The organism is Novosphingobium meiothermophilum, from assembly GCF_003171715.1.
In the GTDB taxonomy this organism is placed as follows: Bacteria; Pseudomonadota; Alphaproteobacteria; order Sphingomonadales; family Sphingomonadaceae; genus Novosphingobium; species Novosphingobium meiothermophilum.
In genome coordinates this window covers 165,664-184,777 of record NZ_QGHL01000005.1, presented here as the reverse complement: position 1 = coordinate 184,777, position 19,114 = coordinate 165,664, and the positions used below count along the sequence as shown (strand labels likewise).

Annotated in this window: 16 protein-coding genes; 5 read left to right on the top strand and 11 right to left on the bottom strand. The window is 61.1% G+C overall.

From position 1 onward, the window contains the following. Positions 1-59: 59 nt before the first annotated feature. The 3 genes from DKM43_RS04150 to DKM43_RS04140 are packed head-to-tail and all read right to left on the bottom strand — an operon-like array spanning position 60 to position 4,671. Entirely contained in the window at positions 60-1,652 is a 1,593-nt protein-coding gene (locus DKM43_RS04150) for an Eco57I restriction-modification methylase domain-containing protein (protein ID WP_109797220.1), read from the bottom strand. Next, complete coding sequence (locus tag DKM43_RS04145; RefSeq protein WP_236632368.1) at positions 1,649-2,602, bottom strand: DNA methyltransferase; 954 nt, start codon at positions 2,600-2,602, stop codon at positions 1,649-1,651. Before DKM43_RS04145 ends, DKM43_RS04150 begins: the two co-directional genes overlap by 4 nt. A 26-nt stretch (positions 2,603-2,628) precedes the next feature. Further along, positions 2,629-4,671 (bottom strand): DUF262 domain-containing protein, encoded by a 2,043-nt coding sequence (locus tag DKM43_RS04140; protein ID WP_201739771.1) that lies wholly within the window; start codon positions 4,669-4,671, stop codon positions 2,629-2,631. A gap of 674 nt (positions 4,672-5,345) precedes the next feature. On the opposite strand from DKM43_RS04140, the gene DKM43_RS04130 reads away from it, so the two are divergent. Continuing rightward, positions 5,346-6,419 carry a tyrosine-type recombinase/integrase gene (locus tag DKM43_RS04130; RefSeq protein WP_161554031.1) on the top strand — a complete coding sequence of 358 codons (1,074 nt, stop codon included), beginning with the start codon at positions 5,346-5,348 and terminating at the stop codon, positions 6,417-6,419. Positions 6,420-6,466: 47 nt separating this feature from the next. Here the strand turns inward: DKM43_RS04130 and DKM43_RS04125 are convergent, their stop codons facing one another. Together DKM43_RS04125 and DKM43_RS04120 are read right to left on the bottom strand one after the other, a co-directional pair. After that, a complete protein-coding gene (locus DKM43_RS04125; RefSeq protein WP_109797216.1) occupies positions 6,467-7,057 on the bottom strand; it encodes a PIN domain-containing protein in 591 nt (196 codons plus the stop codon). Between the two features lie 12 nt (positions 7,058-7,069). Then, positions 7,070-7,528 carry a helix-turn-helix domain-containing protein gene (locus DKM43_RS04120; protein WP_109797215.1) on the bottom strand — a complete coding sequence of 153 codons (459 nt, stop codon included), beginning with the start codon at positions 7,526-7,528 and terminating at the stop codon, positions 7,070-7,072. Between the two features lie 210 nt (positions 7,529-7,738). Here DKM43_RS04120 and DKM43_RS04115 point away from each other — a divergent pair, with 210 nt between their 5' ends. Both DKM43_RS04115 and DKM43_RS04105 read left to right on the top strand, forming a co-directional pair. Then, positions 7,739-7,945: a type II toxin-antitoxin system RelB/DinJ family antitoxin gene (locus DKM43_RS04115; RefSeq protein ID WP_109797214.1), complete on the top strand. Its 207-nt coding sequence runs from the start codon at positions 7,739-7,741 to the stop codon at positions 7,943-7,945. Between the two features lie 284 nt (positions 7,946-8,229). Further along, the gene (locus tag DKM43_RS04105) at positions 8,230-9,216 is read left to right on the top strand and encodes a bile acid:sodium symporter family protein (RefSeq protein ID WP_407938480.1); all 987 of its coding nucleotides are present in this window, start codon (positions 8,230-8,232) and stop codon (positions 9,214-9,216) included. Positions 9,217-9,279: 63 nt separating this feature from the next. On the opposite strand, the gene katG is transcribed toward DKM43_RS04105, so the two are convergent. The 6 genes from katG to DKM43_RS04075 form a co-directional block, all read right to left on the bottom strand. After that, positions 9,280-11,511 (bottom strand): catalase/peroxidase HPI, encoded by a 2,232-nt coding sequence (katG, locus tag DKM43_RS04100; protein WP_109797213.1) that lies wholly within the window; start codon positions 11,509-11,511, stop codon positions 9,280-9,282. Positions 11,512-11,678: 167 nt separating this feature from the next. Continuing rightward, entirely contained in the window at positions 11,679-11,951 is a 273-nt protein-coding gene (locus DKM43_RS04095; RefSeq protein ID WP_109797212.1) for a PqqD family protein, read from the bottom strand. Next, positions 11,942-12,841 (bottom strand): hypothetical protein, encoded by a 900-nt coding sequence (locus DKM43_RS04090; protein ID WP_109797211.1) that lies wholly within the window; start codon positions 12,839-12,841, stop codon positions 11,942-11,944. Before DKM43_RS04090 ends, DKM43_RS04095 begins: the two co-directional genes overlap by 10 nt. Continuing rightward, positions 12,838-13,962 (bottom strand): methyltransferase, encoded by a 1,125-nt coding sequence (locus DKM43_RS04085; protein WP_109797210.1) that lies wholly within the window; start codon positions 13,960-13,962, stop codon positions 12,838-12,840. Before DKM43_RS04085 ends, DKM43_RS04090 begins: the two co-directional genes overlap by 4 nt. Before the next feature lie 51 nt (positions 13,963-14,013). Continuing rightward, positions 14,014-14,154, bottom strand: coding sequence for a lasso RiPP family leader peptide-containing protein (locus DKM43_RS16800; protein ID WP_109797209.1), 141 nt, complete (start codon positions 14,152-14,154; stop codon positions 14,014-14,016). 522 nt (positions 14,155-14,676) lie between these two features. Continuing rightward, entirely contained in the window at positions 14,677-16,560 is a 1,884-nt protein-coding gene (locus DKM43_RS04075; RefSeq protein WP_161554030.1) for an asparagine synthetase B family protein, read from the bottom strand. 316 nt (positions 16,561-16,876) lie between these two features. Between DKM43_RS04075 and DKM43_RS04070 the strand changes: the two genes are divergently transcribed. After that, positions 16,877-17,353 carry a lasso peptide biosynthesis B2 protein gene (locus DKM43_RS04070; RefSeq protein WP_161554029.1) on the top strand — a complete coding sequence of 159 codons (477 nt, stop codon included), beginning with the start codon at positions 16,877-16,879 and terminating at the stop codon, positions 17,351-17,353. 47 nt (positions 17,354-17,400) lie between these two features. Next, the gene (locus DKM43_RS04065) at positions 17,401-19,095 is read left to right on the top strand and encodes an ATP-binding cassette domain-containing protein (RefSeq protein WP_161554028.1); all 1,695 of its coding nucleotides are present in this window, start codon (positions 17,401-17,403) and stop codon (positions 19,093-19,095) included. Positions 19,096-19,114: the final 19 nt, after the last annotated feature.

Here is a 19,114-nt window from a genome sequence, read left to right as displayed (position 1 = left end):
ACGCATAGATGCGCAGACGGCCCTCGGGCTTGGGCAGCAGGATTTCTTCGATGGTCGGTTTAGACAAGAATACCATCCATCGGACGGATCATGCTGTCAATATACAGAACCTCTTCATCCGTTATGCCATACTTTTTGTAGAGATTCTTGTCCGACCAATCTCGACTCCAATCTTGTTGCGGGACCCAGCGATACACCCCCTTCATAGCATCTTGGCTTACTTTTCTGAGTGAAACGAGGAACCTTAAGAAAGACGTCTGCAAATATCTCGCAACAACTTCAGCTTGCTCTTGGGATTCTAGCGGGCCAGCTACAATCCAAGTCTGCGTGCAAACTGAATTTGGTTCGGCTACGGTCGGTCGACCAAGCACTGCATCAGGCAACACGTGTCCGCCACTATTCCCCGGCCCTGCCTTCGGTGCGAGCACCTTCCACGTGTCAATCAGGTGCGTATTCTTTGTGATATGGGCTCGGGGCATGGCACCACTGCGCCGACCAGAGTTTGAGCTGGCATAAACCTTGACCTCCCCCTCCACTGGTGCACGCAATTCGAAGGAGGTGAAATTTGTTGCCAGTCCGAATGGCGTGTCGCCTGTCAGCATATCTTCGAAGGACGGCTCTTTGAAGCTGAGAACCTTATTGAGGATTGCTGCAGCTCTCGAGTCTCTGATAAGCACATCAAATTCGTCGAGGTTGCGTTCAATAGGGCCGACCACTTCGGTGCTGCGGATCAGCGTCGTCGAGCATGCTCCCTTGTGATCCCGATCCCACAAAAAATAGCAGACACCGCTCTTGAGATCGACGCCCGGAAAAACCTCAGCCGAGTTAGGGTAATCCACAAGGTCCCTGAGGCGGCGATCGGCCAACATCGTCTTACGAAAGTCGTCCATGCCCCGTCCGCCAGCCATCCATCTCGAAGGGATGACCATGCTCAAGTAGCGTGGGTCGAGTGCCACTGCCTGCTCGACGAAAAACTGGTAAATCGGCGAGTCATTGGTTCCTCCGCCCCCTCCAGCCAACTGATAGGGAGGGTTCCCAATAATCACGTCAAACTGCATTTCGCCTCCGAATAGCTCGCCAAGCCGGCCCTTGATGTCTTCACAGTGGATGAAAGCGTAAGCGTAAGACTCAAAATCAGATGATCGGTCGAATATTGCTTTGGGTGCACCACAGAAGCGACATTTGTTGCCGACCCAAGTGTGCTCGGTCCGTTCAAACCAGATGTTCCCATCATCGCTCGTAAAGCTCTTTGCAACCGAATGCTCGCCCGTCGCGTGTTTCGAACAATAGAGGCTCCGCCGCGCCAGTAGCGCCGTTATCTGCGTGACGGCGATGCCGAACACCTGCTTGGTCAGGATGTGGTCAACCCTCTCCTGCAAGTCCGGAATCTCCGCTTCCAGCCCTTTGATCAACCGGGTGGCAATCTCGCGCAGGAACACACCCGACTTGGTGAAGGGATCAAGGAAGGTAACGGTTTTGTCCGCCCAGATGCTCGCCCCGCCGTTGCTGGCAGCCCAAGCCCGCTCCAGCGTGTCCAGCATCCGATTGGCGAACTCGGGCGGGGTGAAGACCTCGTCGTTCGACAGGTTGGCGATGCAGCTCAGCACGTCCGGATTGCGGCCCTTGAGGGTGAAGGCCACCTGCTCGTTCATCCCTGCACCTCCCCACGGTCCAGCGCCGCCAGCTCGCGCACCGTCATTGGCGGGTAGCTCTTGGTCGGCTTGAAGATTTCGTGATTGCCTAGCCCGGCAAACAGCGAGCGCTCCTCGCGCAGACTGGCCATGCCGGTGAGCACGTCGAGCCGGAAGTCGCGGCGGTTGAACTTGCCCTTCCCGATATAGCTCCACTCCACGACGGTAATCGGCCCGCCGTCCGCATCCTTCATGGTCATCGCATCGCCGTGGATGAGGTTGGTCGAAAGGAAGTGGCTGGCGGTGCGGAAAAGGTCATCGTCCTCGGTCAGCCCAAGATACTGCGCGAAGACATTGAGCATGTTCGCCCGGCATTCGGCGAGGTTGTCGGCCAGCAGCTCGATCCCGTAGAGGCTGGCGAGGGCCACGAGCGCATAGTGGCGTTTCTCGAAATCGATCTTGCCATAGCGCGCTTCCACCGCCGCCAGCTTGCGCTGGAGGATCGGGACGAGGAAATTGCCACTGCCACAGGCGGGTTCGAGGAAACGGGAGTCGATCCGCTCAGTCTCGCCCTTCACCAGATCGAGCATCTTCTCCACCAGCCAAGGCGGCGTGAACACCTCACCATGATCAGCCACGCGCTGCTTGGATTTTATGAGGTCGCTGCTGGCGGACATGGGGCTGGGGATGGCTTTCGGAATAGGCATAGGCACAGTCGATGGTTGGGGCGCCTGAAAGGCGGAGACTTCCCGGCCCTCTGCGCAAAAGCGCCCGATCATTTCAAGCGAGCGCAGCACATGGCCGGGGGGTGTCGCCATACCGTGGTCCCATTCTGCGATGGTGGCAAGCGACACCCCGAATTCCCGCGCCGCGTCCGCAATTGACATTCCTGCGGCTGCCCGCTGGTCAGCAAATGGCAGTGGCTTGTCGCCCGGTGCCGCGATCAATCCAGGGGTCTCTGCTTCGATCATGGATGGTGCCTGCCGAGCAATGACCACTATGCCGAAGCAAACCGAACGGACAATTCTTCCTCAAGCCCAAGCTCGGTCAGGGCGACCTTCATGCGCTCAAACTTGTTTTTCGAGTCGATGTTCCCTTCAATGAAATAGCCCTCGGCAACTGGCACGGCCTGCCGCAGTTCGCCCGGGTTGGCGGTCAGTTGAACCCTCTCCCCCAGGCGCGTGCCATGGAATGCCTCAGGCTGGAGGAGCAGCAATTGCTCGAACACCTGCGCATAGAGCTTGGCGACCTGCGTCACCTCCAACCGGCTTCCGAGGAACACGGCGTAGTCGAGGCGCTTGTGGCGGGGCTCCTCGGCGTCGAAGATGCTGATCTCATCGCCTTCAACATCCATCGCGGTGTCTACATTTGGTGCCGGCCAGACGTCGAGGAACCGTTTTGCTATGCGCTCGGCACGCGCTTCAACCTCAGGAACCCCCCAGCGGTCGAGAGCCTGAAGGTCGCGGTTCAACCAGAGACGGCTGAAGCGATAGCCCTGCTCCCCACCCCCATCATTCATGTCACGCTTCTCGGCGAAGGTTTTGTTCCCGAGGCGCCCGTTGTTGCCGGAAAGCGTGAGATTGCCTGCCGTGTTGAGGTACTTCTCACTGAGCAGCACATATTCGTCCGCCTCCAGCCCGCTTTGCCATGCGGGGTCGGGATTCTGTGGGAATATATGCTCGATGGTGATGTCGGGGGTCGTGACGTCGACAGGTTCACGGTTGTTGTGGTTTTCCAGACGCTCGAAAAAGTAAGTCCGGGTCCTGCTCTTGGTGCTGTAAAGGTCCTTCTCTTTCAGCATCGCGATGACTTCGGCATCACGGGGGAAGCGCTGGGTGCCGGTGCGCTGCATCAACGATCGCTCGATCGACGCGACGTAGTCGGCGGGATCGACCCGCTCGTACAAGCTCATGAATATCTTGTTCAGAGCGTTGGTCGGCAGGCTGAGAATGAATCTCCGCCAGACATAGCTTTGTACAAGCCGCAAGATCGCTGTGAACTGGTCCCTTGTGATGATGTTCTTCGAATAATCACGGTAGACTGGCATCAGAAAAGGGTAGGCAACGTTGATCTCAAGCGTCTTGATATAGTCCAACTCACGCGAAATGGTCGCATCAGTTTCTATCTTTGGGTTCAGAAGCTTTGCGTAAACGTAGGACAGTTCAAGAATTTCATCGAGAGCGCCAGTAAGCTCTTGTGAGCTGGGGAAGGGGAAACGTTCTTTGAACTTCTCGTACACCGCGCCTTTGTTCGGTATTTCCTTTTGCTTGAGCGTAAGGAAGTCGCGGATGAAATCGGAAACGCGGCTGTCGTTGACCTCAAGGTTGCGGGCGTTCGCTTCGATAGGCTCCCAGAACTTCCGAAAAATCTGCTCCTGCTCACGGCGGGGCAGCCCCATAAGAATGTAATTCCGAATGAGGTCGGCTTGTGACAGCTCCAAGCCAGTCGAGTTGAGGCTTTCGAAGATGCGCTGAGGGTTGTCCTTCCCCCGTTCCAGCGCAATTTCAACGAATATGAGCTTCGTCAGACCCTTCAGAACCGTGTCGAAGTTGCCCTCGCTGATCCGGCTTTCAAAGAAGCGGAAGTTTTCCAGCAGCCGCGAATAGCCCGAGACCTTCGCCCCCTCCTTGGGATCCATGATCTGGCGAAGGGCGGCCTTGTTATTGTCCGTGGGCTTCAGCTTCAGCTTCTCAGCCTCATCCGCGAACTCATTGATCAGGTAAGTCTTGTAGATGCGCTGGGCCTGCTGATCGCGGCCCGTGGCTATCGCGAAACGATAGAGCGCGACAAGTATCAGGGTTAGCGTTGTAAGGCGCTGCTGGCCGTCAATTACTGTGAGTTCGCGCAGACCTGACACCGTGTAGACGTCGTCATGAACGTAGACGATGCTTCCAATGAAGTGCCCCGAAACGGTCTCGTCTGTACCTACGGTCAGGATGTCACTGAAAAGCTGCTGGCACTGGACGCGGGTCCAATCATAATTGCGCTGGTAAACCGGGATCGCAAAGGCGGTCTCGCTACTTGCGAGAAACCGATCCACTCTAGTCTCAGCTGCTTTCACGCAATGCCCCTGAATTGCTGGCGATTTCCAATATCTAAGACAGCAGTAGCACTGTGTCACGCCCCATAACCTCAATCTGCAAGGAGGGGTCGGATGTCGGCCTCAGCCAGAGGATAACTGATAGCGCCACACTGCAAGAACGGTTTCGCTTGTGAGTGGTTCGCCTTTGCCAAGAGCGCCCATGGCAAACCTACTGATTCGCTGAGGGGTGGTATTGAATCTGAGCCAGGGTGGTCTGATTTTTGATACCACCTGGTTCGAAATTCATAACCACCTGGTTCTGGATTCATGACCACGCAGATCGGGAAGGCGGGATCCGAACGCGAAAACGCTGCAGGAATCGCAAAAAGTCGCCAAAATTCGGCACTCACTTGAGCCAAAGCTTCCGGCCCGTGTCTCCTGACAATACACCAGAACCAACACCCACGCTTCGATGACGGAGGTTGGATCTGCATCATGTCTACGACAAGAAAGCCGCCATCAGGCAAAAGCATGTTGAGCCCCAAAGAACTGGCAGAGCAGTCAGGATGGCCAGAAGGACGAATTCGTCGCATGATCAAGGCGCGCATGCTGCGCTACGTTCGTGCAGGTGGCCTGATCTTGTTGCCATCGGATGCTATTGTCGAATTTTGTGAGACCTTCGAGGTGCCGCCGTGCCAAGACAATCCATCGGCCCCAGACTCGTCCGCCGGAGCGGTAAGCCCAATTTCTACGTCCGCTACATCGACCCCGCCACCGGCCAGCAGAAGGACGTATCAACAAACACTCGAGACAGCGAAGAAGCGCAGGAGGTCCTCGAGGAATTCCTGAGGGATCGGCGCCTATCGAAGAGCAGCCGGGCGTTGCCACCCTATCGGGTCAAGATCGCAGACGTTCTCGATGCCCATCACGCGCGCCTTTCAAAAACTGGTCGCGGAGACAGGTTCTTCTCGTCGATGCAGCACATTCTCGAGTTCTGGAAGGATGCGTGTCTCGATGCGATTACTCCTGACGCCGTGCTGGACTACGAGAAGGCGAACGTCCGGAGCGCCAAGAAGCCCGGTCGATCGCGCGCGACAATCCGACGTGAGCTGAGCGACCTCAGGGCTGCCGTCAAGGCGGCGGCCGTCAACCACAAGGTGCACGCCATCGTTTTCCCGAAGCTTCCACGCGATGGAGCACCGCGGAAGCGCTGGCTGAAGCGGCACGAGTTCGATCAGCTGTTCGCCGAGGCAGCCAAGGAATATCGCGCTGCCGAGCCACTCCAGCTGTTTCTGATGATCGCCTACTACACCGGCGCGCGCAGCGGCGCGATCATGGACCTGCGTTGGTCGAACATCGATTTCGACCGTAACGTGATTGACTACCGTCTGCCCGATCGCGGTGAACTGATCGTCGACCACAAGCCGCGCGCGGTAACACCGATGGCACCGCCACTGCGAGCCTATCTTTTGCAGCGGTACGAAGCCTACGAGACCGTTCCCGAGTTCGTGTTCCACCAGAAGCTCGACCACACGCGACGCGTCAATTCGGTCGTGAAGGGCTTTCGTGCCACGGTTGAGCGATGCGGCTTCAAGGATGTCACCCCGCACACGCTTCGCCACACGAGGGTCACGGAGCTGCGGAACATGGGGATGCACAGCCACCAGGTCGACGCATTCCTGGCCATGACCGCCGAGACACAGGATCGGGTCTACACCCACGCTGACCACAGCGATCTTCAGGCATTGGCCTTGCAGATCGCCTGAGGTGTCGTCCACCCGCGAGCAGGTCAAAAATGGGTAGAATTTGTGGGTCAGATCGAGTCGATGTGGGGGCTCAGGACGGACGCCGTAACGAGAAGCCCGTGGGCCTCCAAAGACCGAAGGTAAGCTTCGGCCGACATTTCGGGACGTTGCATCCGCAGGCGCAGTTTTCTAATCGCGGCCACGGCCCTGCCTTCATCAAGCTCGATTGTGTCGGCGATGAAATCATCGGCAGTCCGTGCCTCGATGCCCATGGGCGCCAGAATGTCCGACGGAAAGTCTCGAATGTTCTCGGTGACGATCGCCTGAGCCTGCGTTTGTACTGCGGCTTTGATCACATGCTCATCATTCGGATCTGGCAATCGTATGGTCAGGTCTAGGGGCTCCCCACAAGGGTTCACCAACGCCTCAGGAAAGGCGCTCTCCATCGCGCCGATAATGCGACCAGCTCTGACGACTGTTTCTTCAAAGCCTCGCTCTGCAAGAATTTTCTGCAGCGCCGCCTTCGTCTCATCGAGAATACGAGCGGACCAGCGAACTCTGAAGAATTCGGCCTCTGCAAGGCTCAGGAGCAAGTCACGGCGCGGCGCGCTTACCAGCGAGCATGCGTCAACCAGCGCAGTGTAGCGGTTAGCGAACATCCCCGTCAGCGGTCAGTAAAGGTCCGCGTCGTTGGCGACCAATTCGTCCAGCGCGTCAGAGCGCGCCTTGTCACGAGCTACTTTGTAGGCAAACACATCCTCAGCCTTGAGGCGGCGGTGGCGTCCCACAGTGCTGTGTGGGATGTCCCCCCTTTCGATCAGCTTGATCAAATAGGGGCGTGATACGTTGAGAAGGTCAGCGGCCTGCTGCGTCGTAAGCATTTGCTGAATCGGTACCAGGGTGACAGCGTCACCACTGCCGATGTGACGCAGCAGCTCCAGGAACAGATCGGACACGGCCGGTGTCAGAGTGATCTCCAGCGGCCTTTTTGTTTCGGGATCAGGCACGCGCAGCGTTGCCTCGCCAGCCTTCTGAGCTGCCAGAATACGACGCAGCTGATTGGCAATCTGCCTATCGTCGGCCGATGGAAGCCTGTTGCCGAAAGGCAAGGCGCTCGCTGGCAATGTCATGGTTTCTCTCCGCAGGGTACCAACTGCATATCGAATATTCGAAATAAACGCAACGACTATGTCTCGATCGGCGGGACCCGAGCAGCGGGGGACAGTCGGCCAGACCATCACACTTGAGGCGCTGGATTGCGGCAACACCGAACCGATCTACCGTAGCCCTGTTCCGCAATCGGGCAGTATCGGCTATAGATAGATGATCAGGAGACCGAGATGGCAACCCACACTTCGATGCTGCATGTCCGATTGGATGCTGAACTGAAAGCGCAGGCGATAGAAGCGCTGAGCGCGATGGGCCTGTCGACTTCTGATGCAGTGCGGTTGTTGTTTCACAGGATCGTTGCTGACCAGGCTTTCCCGCTGGAACTGCGGGTGCCGAGCGCAAATCGACCTGCCGAGCTGCAGCCTGTAGATAAATGACGCTACCCAGTGGTGGCCATTTGAGATACATCATGAGCCACCGGCAATTCCGGTGCACATGAGTTCACAGAACGTCTGAAAGGTTCCATCAAAAACCGCAGAAATCCGTCAAAGTTCACAAAAAGACGTTAAGGAAAATGCCAATGATTCCATATAGATATGGAATCTGGAAGCCCTCCGAAGGCAAAGGCCACAGGTTCGAATCCTGTCGGGTGCGCCACTCGCCGGACGGGGCATTGCTGCCCTTCTTGCGGCAGTGTTTTTCCCGCGCATCGCAAAGGCAAATGGCTGATCTCATGATCCGGCGCGTCTCCGCCCTTCTTGACCCTTTCCTGCTCTTGCTGATGGCCACCGTGGCGCTGGCGACCGTCCTGCCCGCACGCGGGGGCTGGGCGCCGGTGGTGGCCGGGCTTGCCGATGCGGGCATCGTGCTGCTGTTCTTCCTGCACGGAGCGCGGCTCTCGCGCGAGGCGATCGTGGCGGGTGCGCGCAAGTGGCACCTGCATCTGGCGGTCCTGCTGACGACCTTCGCGCTGTTTCCGCTGCTGGGCCTCGCGTTCGGCGCACTACCGTTTCTGCCGGGCGAATTTGCCGCCGGGATGCTGTTCCTCACGCTGCTGCCATCCACGGTGCAGTCCTCGATTGCGTTCACCGCCATTGCGCGCGGCGATGTGGCAGCTGCGGTATGTGCTGCATCGTTCTCCAACCTTGCCGGGATCTTCCTGACGCCCGCGCTGGTCGCGCTGCTGATGGGCGGAACGATGGGGGGCTTTTCGTGGGGCGCGGCGCAGACCATCCTGCTGCAACTGCTCCTGCCCTTCCTTGCCGGGCACTTTCTGCGCCCGTGGATCGGCGATTTTGTGGCACGGCACAAGGCATGGCTGGGCAAGGTGGATCGTGGATCGATCCTGCTGGTGGTCTATGCTGCGTTCGGTGCCGCGATCGTGGAAGGGCTGTGGCAGAAGGTGGCGCCGATCAGTCTGCTTGTGCTCGTGGCCTTGTGCGCGGTGCTTCTGGCCATCGTTCTGGGCCTGACGTGGTGGCTGGGACGCAGACTGGGCTTTTCTCGCGCTGAGGCCATCGTGCTGCTGTTCTGCGGATCGAAGAAGAGCCTTGCAACGGGCGTGCCGATGGCAGGTGTGCTCTTTCCGGCGGCATCGGTGGGCATCGTGCTGCTGCCGATCATGGTCTTTCACCAGTTGCAGCTGATGGCCTGCGCGGTGATCGCCCCCCGCCTCGGCGCAACTGCGCCCGACCGCGAAGGCGCATGAGCAAAAAGGCGGCGGCGGGATGATCCCGCCGCCGCCCCTTTTGCCGGTGGTGCCGATGGCTCCTCAGAAGCGGTCGGCGTTCATCACCTTGTTCCAGGCCGCGATGAAGTCGGCCACGAACTTGTCCTTCGCATCGTCCGAGGCATAGACTTCCGACACGGCGCGCAGTTCCGAGTTCGAACCGAAGACGAGATCGACCGGGGTTGCCGTCCACTTCATCGCACCGGTTGCGCGGTCCTTGCCTTCATAGAGGCCAGGCGTTGCCGATTTCGCCCACACGTTGTCCATCGACAGCAGGTTGACGAAGAAGTCGTTGCTGAGCGTTCCGGGGCGGCTGGTAAGCACGCCCGCCTTCGAATCGCCCGCGTTGGCGCCCAGCGCGCGCATCCCGCCGACCAGCACGGTCATTTCCGGCACGGTCAGGTTCAGCATGTCGGCCTTGTCGATCAGGGCCTCGATCGGGGCATAGTAGGATGCTGCCGAATGGTAATTGCGGAAGCCGTCTGCCTTGGGTTCGAGGTGGTTGAATGATTCGACATCGGTCTGCGCCTGCGTGGCGTCGACACGGCCCGGCGTGAACGGCACGGTCACGTCATGTCCGGCGGCTCTGGCGGCCTGCTCGATCGCGGCATTGCCGCCCAGCACGATCAGGTCCGCAAGGCTCACCTGCTTGCCGCCCTTGGCCTGCTTGTTGAAGGCAGTGCGGATGGCATCGAGCTTCGCCGTAACCTTGGCGACTTCGGCCGGGTTGTTCACTGCCCAGTCCTTTTGCGGGGCCAGCCGCAAGCGCGCACCGTTTGCGCCGCCGCGCATGTCGGTGGCGCGGAACGAGGATGCCGAGGCCCATGCCGTGCGCACCAGTTCCGCCGTGGTCAGGCCCGAAGACAGGATGCTGCCCTTGAGCGAGGCGATATCTGCGGCATCGACCGGCGCATAGGTCGCCACGGGCAGCGGATCCTGCCAGGTCATCGTCACCTTCGGCACGTCCTTGCCGAGATAACGTGCCTGCGGCCCCATGTCGCGGTGGGTCAGCTTGAACCATGCGCGGGCAAAGGCATCGGCAAAGGCCTGCGGGTTCTTGCGCCAGGCCTGCGTGATCTTGCGGAAGCCGGGATCTTCACGCAGCGCGATGTCGGTGGTGAACATGATCGGTGCGTGACGCACATCCGGACGGTGCGCATCGGGCACGAGGTTGGCGGCGGCAGGATCCTTGGGGATCCACTGGGTTGCGCCAGCCGGGCTCTTGGTCTTGACCCATTCGAAACCATAGAGGTTGTCGAGATACTGGGTGGTGAAGGCAATCGGATTGGCCGACCAGGCGCCCTCAAGCCCGCTGGAAACAGTATCTTCGGCGTTGCCCTTGCCGCACTTGTTGGCCCAGCCAAGGCCCTGCTGCTCGATCGTGGCCTCGCCCGGATCGGCGCCGACGCACTCTTCCGGCTTGTGCGCGCCGTGGGCCTTGCCGAACGTGTGCCCGCCCGCGATGAGCGCTGCGGTTTCCTCGTCGTTCATGGCCATCGCACCAAAGGCGCGGCGGATGTCGGCGGCGGCGGCCAGCGGATCGGGATTGCCGTTGGGGCCTTCGGGGTTCACGTAGATAAGACCCATCTGCGTGGCGCCGAGCGGTCCCTTGAGGTTGCCCTTCTCGTCGCGGCGCTTGTCGTCCAGCAGCTTGGTTTCCGGTCCCCAGAACACCAGATCGGGCTGCCAGGCATCAATGCGCCCCCCCGCAAAGCCGAGCGTCTTGAAGCCCATGTCCTCCATGGCGACGTTCCCGGCAAGGATCATCAGATCACCCCACGAGAGCTTGCGGCCATACTTCTGCTTGATCGGCCAGACGAGGCGGCGGGCCTTGTCGAGGCTGACGTTGTCGGGCCAGGAATTGAGCGGCTCGAAGCGCATTTCGCCGCCATCCGAACCACCGCGCCCGTCGCCGGTGCGATAGGTGCCCGCGCTGTGCCAGGCCATGCGGATGAAGAACGGGCCGTAGTGGCCGTAGTCAGCCGGCCACCACGGCTGCGAGGTGGTGAGGACCTTGCGGATGTCCTCCTTCACCGCATCGAGATCGAGCGTGGCGAACTCCTTGGCGTAGTTGTAGTCCGGGCCATAGGGATTGGCGGCAGTCGCCTCGTTCTGGCGCAGCGCGCTCAGATCGACGGTCTTGGGCCACCATTCCTTGGCGGAGGGCTGTCCGCCCGCTGCCATCGTGGCAGGTTCGGCCTGAGCGGGTCCGGCAAGGGCGAGTGTCGATCCGGCGGCCAGCAGTGCGGCCAGCGCGATTTTCCTGAAGGTCATGGGGCAGCTCTCCTCCTGTTGTCTTCCGCCGATAAGCGGTGCCAATCAAAGGGATATGTCACGCCCCCGCATGAGGCCAACGGGTTTGCCTGATTACAGTTATCGAGAAAATTGCTGATAGCGTCAAAAATCAGTGTTGCGCTCGATATTGCGGCGCAGCATTCCGATCACCCGGCCGCGATCAGGCCACGCTGTGCGAGCTGGTCCAGCAGGTCGCCAAGGTCGGCATCAAGCGTGGTGGGGTCGACATCGAACTCTTCCAGCAGGCAATCGCGCGCCTCTGCTGCGCTGCGTCCTTCTTCCAGCAGTTGCCAGAATCGCCCGCCCACCGGATTGAGGCCGAAATAGGTGCCGCTGGCCAGATCGAGCAGCATGGTTTCCTCGCCCACTTCACGGGCCACGACATCTTCCGAAAGCGTGAAGGCATCGGTCAGTTGCATGGCAAGGTTCCTTCTTTTCTGGCTTCTGTTCTGGCGCCGATGGTCCGCGCGTGATCGGCGATTGCCGCGATCACGCCGGGAAGTCGGGCGTAATTGCGCGGATAGTCAAGCGTAAAGACCGGGATCGCACGGGCAAGCTCGGCCATGGTTCTGAAATGTTTCGCCACGCGCAGCCTGTCGTGCGAATCGAGCAGGAATGAATGCTGGAGCAGCGCCGAGATCGTCTCGATCTCGGCAAGCGGGGTGATGACGGGCTCATCGGCTGCCGGTTCTTCCAGCACATAGATCGCGCGCAAGGGGGCAGGCGTGACGCAATGGGGGATGCGTTCATCCGCTGGCACGCGCACCTTGGCGGGCCAGTCATCCTCGCAGTCCGGCAACTGCTCCTTGCCCAGCAGCGCTTCCTGGCTGTCGGGCAGAAGGCGGATCGAGGGCAGGTAGGGCTGGATGCGCAAAGTGTCCTCGCTACGATCGAGGACCATGCCATCGTCGGTGAGGAAGGCGTGGCCATTGCGGGCAAAGGCGGCGGCAAGGGTCGATTTGCCGCGCCCGCTGCGACCAAGAAAACCATAGGCCCCGCCATCGATCACCACGCAGCTTGCGTGAAGCACGGTCGTGCCCAGATAGGTCGACAGCATCGGCTGGACCTGGTTGGTGAATATGTTGCGCACATATTCTTCCGGGACATCCGGCAGGGGCGTGCAGGTGACGGTCTGTGACGCAAGGTCGATTGCATAGTCGCCGCCGTCGAGAAACCGCAGCAGGAAGCCTTCCGGGATGCGATGGAACTCGGTGGAGGCGGAGCCGTCATCCTCGCGCCAGACATCGAACGGCGCGGTGGCCAGGGCCGGCATGTCCCGCGCCGGACGCCACACGAGATCGAAGGTCATGTGGCGTAGTCCGCCAGCACGTCCTTGACGAAGCGGGAAATCTCAAGCGCGCTGGGCAAAAGCGTGGGATGATCGCGCAGCACCGCCTGCTCAATCTCGTCGGTGCTGCGCTCGCCATCGATATAGCCAAGCACCACGCCAAGGTTGCGTGCCTTGTCATTGAGCGAACGTGGCGCCGTGCCGGGCTTCAGGCGCGCACCTGCGGACATGGGCATTGCGGCCCAGTTGGAATAGCGTTGCAACCGGCCGGTTGCCGGATCGCGCACCGTCCATGCAAGAATGCCGTTGATATGGTTGATGCGCACCGAAACCTCGACAGCATCGCCCGCCTTCACCGGCAGGGGCTTGTCAAAGCCTAGAAAGATCTGGTGGCGGCCAATGGCATCGCGCGCCAGCGGGGAGTTGGTCATCCTGACGCCGGCTGCAAGGTGACAGTCAAACCAGCCTGCTATGCCGTCGAGCGTGCCGTCTTCCTCGATTGCAAGCGTGGCCTTGAAAGCCAGCGATTCGCCGTGGTTTTCGCCCAAGACAAGTTCGGCCACGGGGACGGGCGCGGTTGCGATGTCGGTTGGCACGAGATCGACTGCGTGCTTTGTATTGACCGCATAACTTCGCAGCCAATTGTAGTCGGCAGGAATATCCGGCGTTTCCCACGGATCAAGCTTTTCACGGCATGCGTCGGAACGCACACCGGCCAGAAAAAGATTGATCCTTTCGGGGATGATCCGCCCACCGGGCTTCAGGAAGCGCTCTCGCGCATCGGCCATCAGGTGGAGGATGCCGTAATCAATGCCGAAATAGCCGACATGATCGCAGATGAGAACATCAACCCGTTCGGGCAAGTCAGCGCGGAATGTTTCGGCCCGGATGCAGGTATAGCGGTCAGCCAGTCCGCTGCGCTCGGCTGTCTCGCGGGCTATGTCGGTCGCGTCCGTGGCATCAATGCCCCAAACGTGGCTCGCGCCCGCGCGCAGGCACATCATTCCCAGAACACCGAAACCGCAGCCGAGGTCAGCTACGGTTTCGCCGTCAACATTTAGTTTGCCTATCGCCAGCCTGTAAAGCTTCGTACGACGCGCATCAACCAAATAGCCATGATGCTCGGAAAGCGTGTTGGCCACAGCGAGCCTTTATCTGAAAAATCAATTAAACAGCCAACACCGTCAATCAGGTTAGACCAACATCGCCATCATGTCTGCGCCCATACCTGTCATTGCCCCGGTCAATTCGCGGACCGAACCAAAAACAACCAGGGTCGGGCGCGAGTAAGCGCGGCGGGTGGTGGTGCGGGTGTTTGGCGTTTGGGTACCCATAGTTCGATCTCCATCAGGATCTGCAAGAATTTTCCCAACGTCTGATCAGCGAGCCGATTAACGAAGGTTAATTACTGCGGTAAAAATTAACTCGTAAATGGAGCAATAAACGAGGAATAACTGCGCAGCAAGACCTTTTTGCGCTGCACAAGTTCCTGCTCCGGCGCTATCAAGCGCGACGAAATTTCCGCAAAATCATGAAAAACATGACGAAAATTGCAGATTTCGGCGCAACTGCCTTGCATCTTTCACCACAGGCCCATGGGGTGTTGCACGCACGTGCAAGGCCATGAGGGTGAGTATCTGGTTGCTGAAAATAGTTAATTTTGGGAATCACGCGCGGCATTCGTGCCTGCGAGAAACAGCAGCATGAAGTGATTCGCCCATGCGAAGTATCTGAAATGCTTTTGCTTCTCGGCGCGTCGAAGGTGTTTTTGCGGGACCGCAGTCCGCGTGCATCAAAACGCGGGAAACTGTGAAAGACTGGGCCAGCGCCGCGGCGCAGAGCCAAGTCGATCGGCACTATGCTTGCTGGCGCAAGTGAAACCATCCGAAAAGGTTCCAAAGCTCCCACTTATAAGAGCCGTCATTCAGGAACTTTAGATAGAGCCGCGCCAACCCTTCGGCGTCTATTTCTGCGGGCGCCGCATCGGGTATGGTCTGCTGAAACAGCGGTGCAAGGCGCTGCAACTGGTGCTCGAACGTGAAGCCGAAATCGCACTTGTCGCGTCGGTCAAGCACCGAGCGGGGAAGATCGTGCTCCAGCGCTTTGAGGTGGATGTATTTGCCTTCGCCTTCGCGAATCGTGAGCGTGGGCGGCATGGCCGCGATGAAGGCGATGAAGCGCCGCGTGTACATCGGCGAGCGCAGTTCCACCCCAAGGTGCGCCGAAAGCCTTGCGCCATTGTCGCGCATGACCTCGAAGAAAGGATCGTTGAGTTCGCGCCACAGGCGGCGACGCCAGGGATCGCGCATCCGCCAGATGGTATCCTCCCGCCATAGCGTTTCCTGACGGCTGGCAAGACGATCATGCACCGCTGGCGCCAGCCAGTCGCGCCCTTCGAGCGTGCCATGCTGCGATGCGGGCTGGTAGCCGCGCCAGGCGCGCACCAGCGTGTTCAGCGGGGCAGGCAGGAACTGGCGCAGACCGAATCGGAACAGGCGCTGCGCTGCATGACGCGCACCATGCTTGCGGGCCTTGATGCGCAGTTCGCGCGCAAGCAGGCCCCACTGGCCATCGCGCAGGGCGGCGTGAATGAAATGGTCGCTCGCGCCGACGAACTCGTCGCCACCTTCGCCATCGAGCACCACGCGGCAGCCATGCGTGCGAATCAGTGCCATCTGGGCGCTGGCAGACTGACCATTGGGGAATAAAGGAATATCCCGGTCGCGGGAGATCTGGTTGATGAACCAGGATATGTCCGGGAGGGTCGGCTCGGCTTCATGGATGGGCACGCCGAGGAAGCGCCCGACATCGCGGGCATAGGCGATCTCGTCCGATATGGTGCCGGGTATGCCTCTGTAGGTGAACCCCAGCGCATCGGGTGCCTGCAACTGCCCGGCTTCCTTCAGGCGGCGTGCCAGCGCGAAAATGGCGGAGGAATCGTGCCCGCCGCTGACCTCGCAGGCGATGGGAAGCTGGCTGCGCGAGGCGCGGCGCACGCAGTCCATCAGCACTTCGCGGTAATGGGCGAAATAGTCTTCATCGCGCCGGTAGCGGATGCGTTCTCCCGATGAGAGCGACCAGTATTGCCGCACTTTCGGCCCGCTTGCATCCACTGTCATGCACGAGGCAAGCGGGAGGCGCATCACTCCGGCCCAGACGGTTTCGTCGAGCGTCTGGAAATCGCTGGCGAGATATTGCGCCATGCGATCCTCGTTCAGCCTTTGCGCAAAATCCTGCGCGGCAAGCACGGCGGCCACGTCGCTTGCCACGAGCAGCCTGCGGCCGTCCCAGTGATGGAACAGCGGGCGCATCCCGGCGTGGTCCTTGGCGCAGAACACGCGGGCCAAGGCCGCATCATGGATCACGCAGGCATATTCACCCTCGATGCGATCGACGCAGTCCTCGCCCCAGACGCGGTAAGCCTGCAGCACGAGTTCGGCATCGGACGGCCAGCGCGGGGGTGCGCCTTTAGCCAGCAGTTCGGCGCGCAGTTCATCCGGGTTGGCCAGCCAGCCGTCCATGACGATGGCCAGCCGCCCGTCCGCGTCGCGCAGCGGCTGGACAGCCTCGGCCGCTTCCGGCGTGGTGCGAAAGGCGCAGTGGCCCATGCCCATCGGTGCCGTGTGCAGGTGACGGATGCCATCCTCGGCGCGATAGGCCATTGCGCCGGTCATCCGCTCCAGCGCGGCAGGATCGACCGGCTGGCCATCAAAACGCACGATTGCAGCAAACCCGCTCAATTTCCTGGGAACTCCGAAATGCTGCAATAATGGCGCGTGGCCTTCGAGAAATGCACGCTCCCGCATCGAGGTGCTGGCCGCTTGCACCAGCACCGTTGATGAAGGAAATCGCACGGCTATTGATTCACTACCCCGGCGGGATTAGCAAGGCTCAGGTTCGGCGCGGTTTTTCGGAGGATGGCGCCGCGGACCGTGAAGGCCAATGACAGCAGAAGGCCACTTTGCAGCGATTGCCATGCCGATGCCCGCCTCCGATGAAACGTCACGCCCGAAATTGCAGAGGCCTCGGCAGGTCAAGGTGCCGCTGGCGCGGGCCATGGGCGAGCTGCCCCGGCTCTGGACAATCGGGCCGCGCGCGTCCGGCGATCTCTTGCGCGCGCTTGGCGAACTGGCACTGGCCCGCATCAGGCTTGCCCGCCGCACGGCGCAGCAATTGCAGATACCTGACCGCCCCGATCCCGCTGGCACAGATGCGCCCGCGCCCGATGCCGATGCCCTGACGGTGATCGAACGGGTGAGCCGTGCCATTGCCATTGTCGCGCCGCGCGTGCCCTGGCGGTCGGACTGTCTGGTGCAGTGCCTTGCAGCGCGTCGCTGGCTTGCCGGTCACGGCATCACGGCGCGGATCAGCATCGGCATGAAGCGCGAGGACGGCGATGGCCTGCTGGCCCATGCCTGGCTGGCCGTGGGGGAAACCATCGTGACGGGCGGGGACATTGCGGATTTTGCGGCCTTTCCCGCCTTTCCCGCAAAACAGAGGACAAGCTCCGACAAGCAGAGGACAGGGCGCTGAACCACCCCTTCGCCATTGTCGCCAGCCAGATCGAACCGCGCCGCGCGGTGTTGCTGGTGGTCCTGTCGCTGGCTTCGGCGGCGACCGAGAGCATCGGTCTTGTCCTGCTCGTGCCCATTCTCGCGGTGATGACCGGCACCGCCGCGCTGCCCGGCATCCTTTCCGGCATGGCAGGCTATCTGGGCGGCCCCGATGCCCTGCGCGGCAGCCGGGCGCTGGCGATCATGCTGGTGGTGTTCGTGCTGCTGATCGCGCTGCGGGGGCTGCTCAACCTTGCCCGCACGCTGGTGGCGCTGGCGGTGCAGCGCCGCCTGATCGACGGGCTGCGCCTCAGGGCATGGCGTGCCCTGCTGCATTGCGACTGGCGCGTTCTTTCGGGAATGCGACAGACCGAAAGCGCCAATCTGCTCATCACCACGATCGACCGCGTGGGCTATGGCGTCGAGCGGGTGCTGTCCGGCGCAATCGCGCTTGTCACGCTTGCCGGGGTGGGGCTGGCATCGCTTGCGATCTCGCCGCAGATCACGGCCGGGGCCCTGGTTTGCGGCGCACTGGTGATCCTTGCCTACAGGGGGATGCGGCGACGTGCCCGGCGTCTGGGAGAGGCGCTCGACCATGTTTACAGCCGCATCCACGCCGAGCTGAGCGAGGGGCTGGCCGCGCTGCGCGTCATCAAGAGCTTCGGCGCCGAGCGGCAGACCGAGGCGCGCCTCCAGCGCGAACTGGCGGCCCTGCACGATACCGAAAGGCGCTATAACCGCGACAACCAGCTTGGCCAGCTTGCGTTGCAGGTGGGCAATGCGGTGCTGCTGGCGATCGTGGTCTGGCTGGCTCTGGAGGTCTGGCACGTGGATGTTCTGGCCATGCTGCCGATGATTGTGCTGTTCGCGCGCGCCCTGCCGCTGCTGCTTGCCCTTCAGGGCTGCATGCAGGACATTGCCTACGCGCGCCCCGCGGTGGAGGCGGCGAGCGCGATGATCGCGCGCGCCGAAGCGGCGCGTGAACCCGATGCCGATGCGGCCGTCGTCTTGCCACCCGTGCGCAGGGCAATTGCGCTTAGCGATGTCACCGTGCGTTTCGAGGGGCGCGACCGGCCCGCTCTCGACCGGGTCAGCATTGTCCTGCCGGTTCATCGCATTACCGCACTCAGCGGTCCGTCCGGCGCGGGCAAGAGCACGCTGGCCGACGTTATCGGCGGGCTACTGACGCCCGATGCCGGCGAACTGGTGATCGACGGGCAGGCCTTGCCGTTCGGGCAGCGGCGCGCATGGCGTTCGCGCGTGACCTACGTGCAGCAGGTGCCGGTGCTCTTCAGCGGCACGATCCGCGAAAACCTGCTTTGGGCGCGGCCTGATGCCGATGATGCCGCCCTCCATGAGGCCTTGGCCGAGGCATCGGCCGATTTCGTTGCGCGCCTGCCGCAGGGGCTTGATACGATGGTCGGGGAACACGGCCACCAGCTTTCCGGCGGGGAACGGCAGCGCCTCATCCTTGCGCGCGCGATGCTTCATGTGCCGGAACTCCTGATTCTTGACGAAGCCGCCAACGCGCTCGACCGCGAGAACGACGCGGCGATCGCGCGCACGATCCGGCGCCTGCGCGATCGTTGCACCATTCTGGTGATTGCGCATGGCGGGGCGCTTGAAGCCGTGGCCGATCATCACGTGCGGCTGGCCGATGGCAGGATTCTCGATGATCCAGCGCCAGCGGCGGCGCAGCCTGCCGCGGGGGATGTGGGGTGATCCGTGCAGGACTGTGATC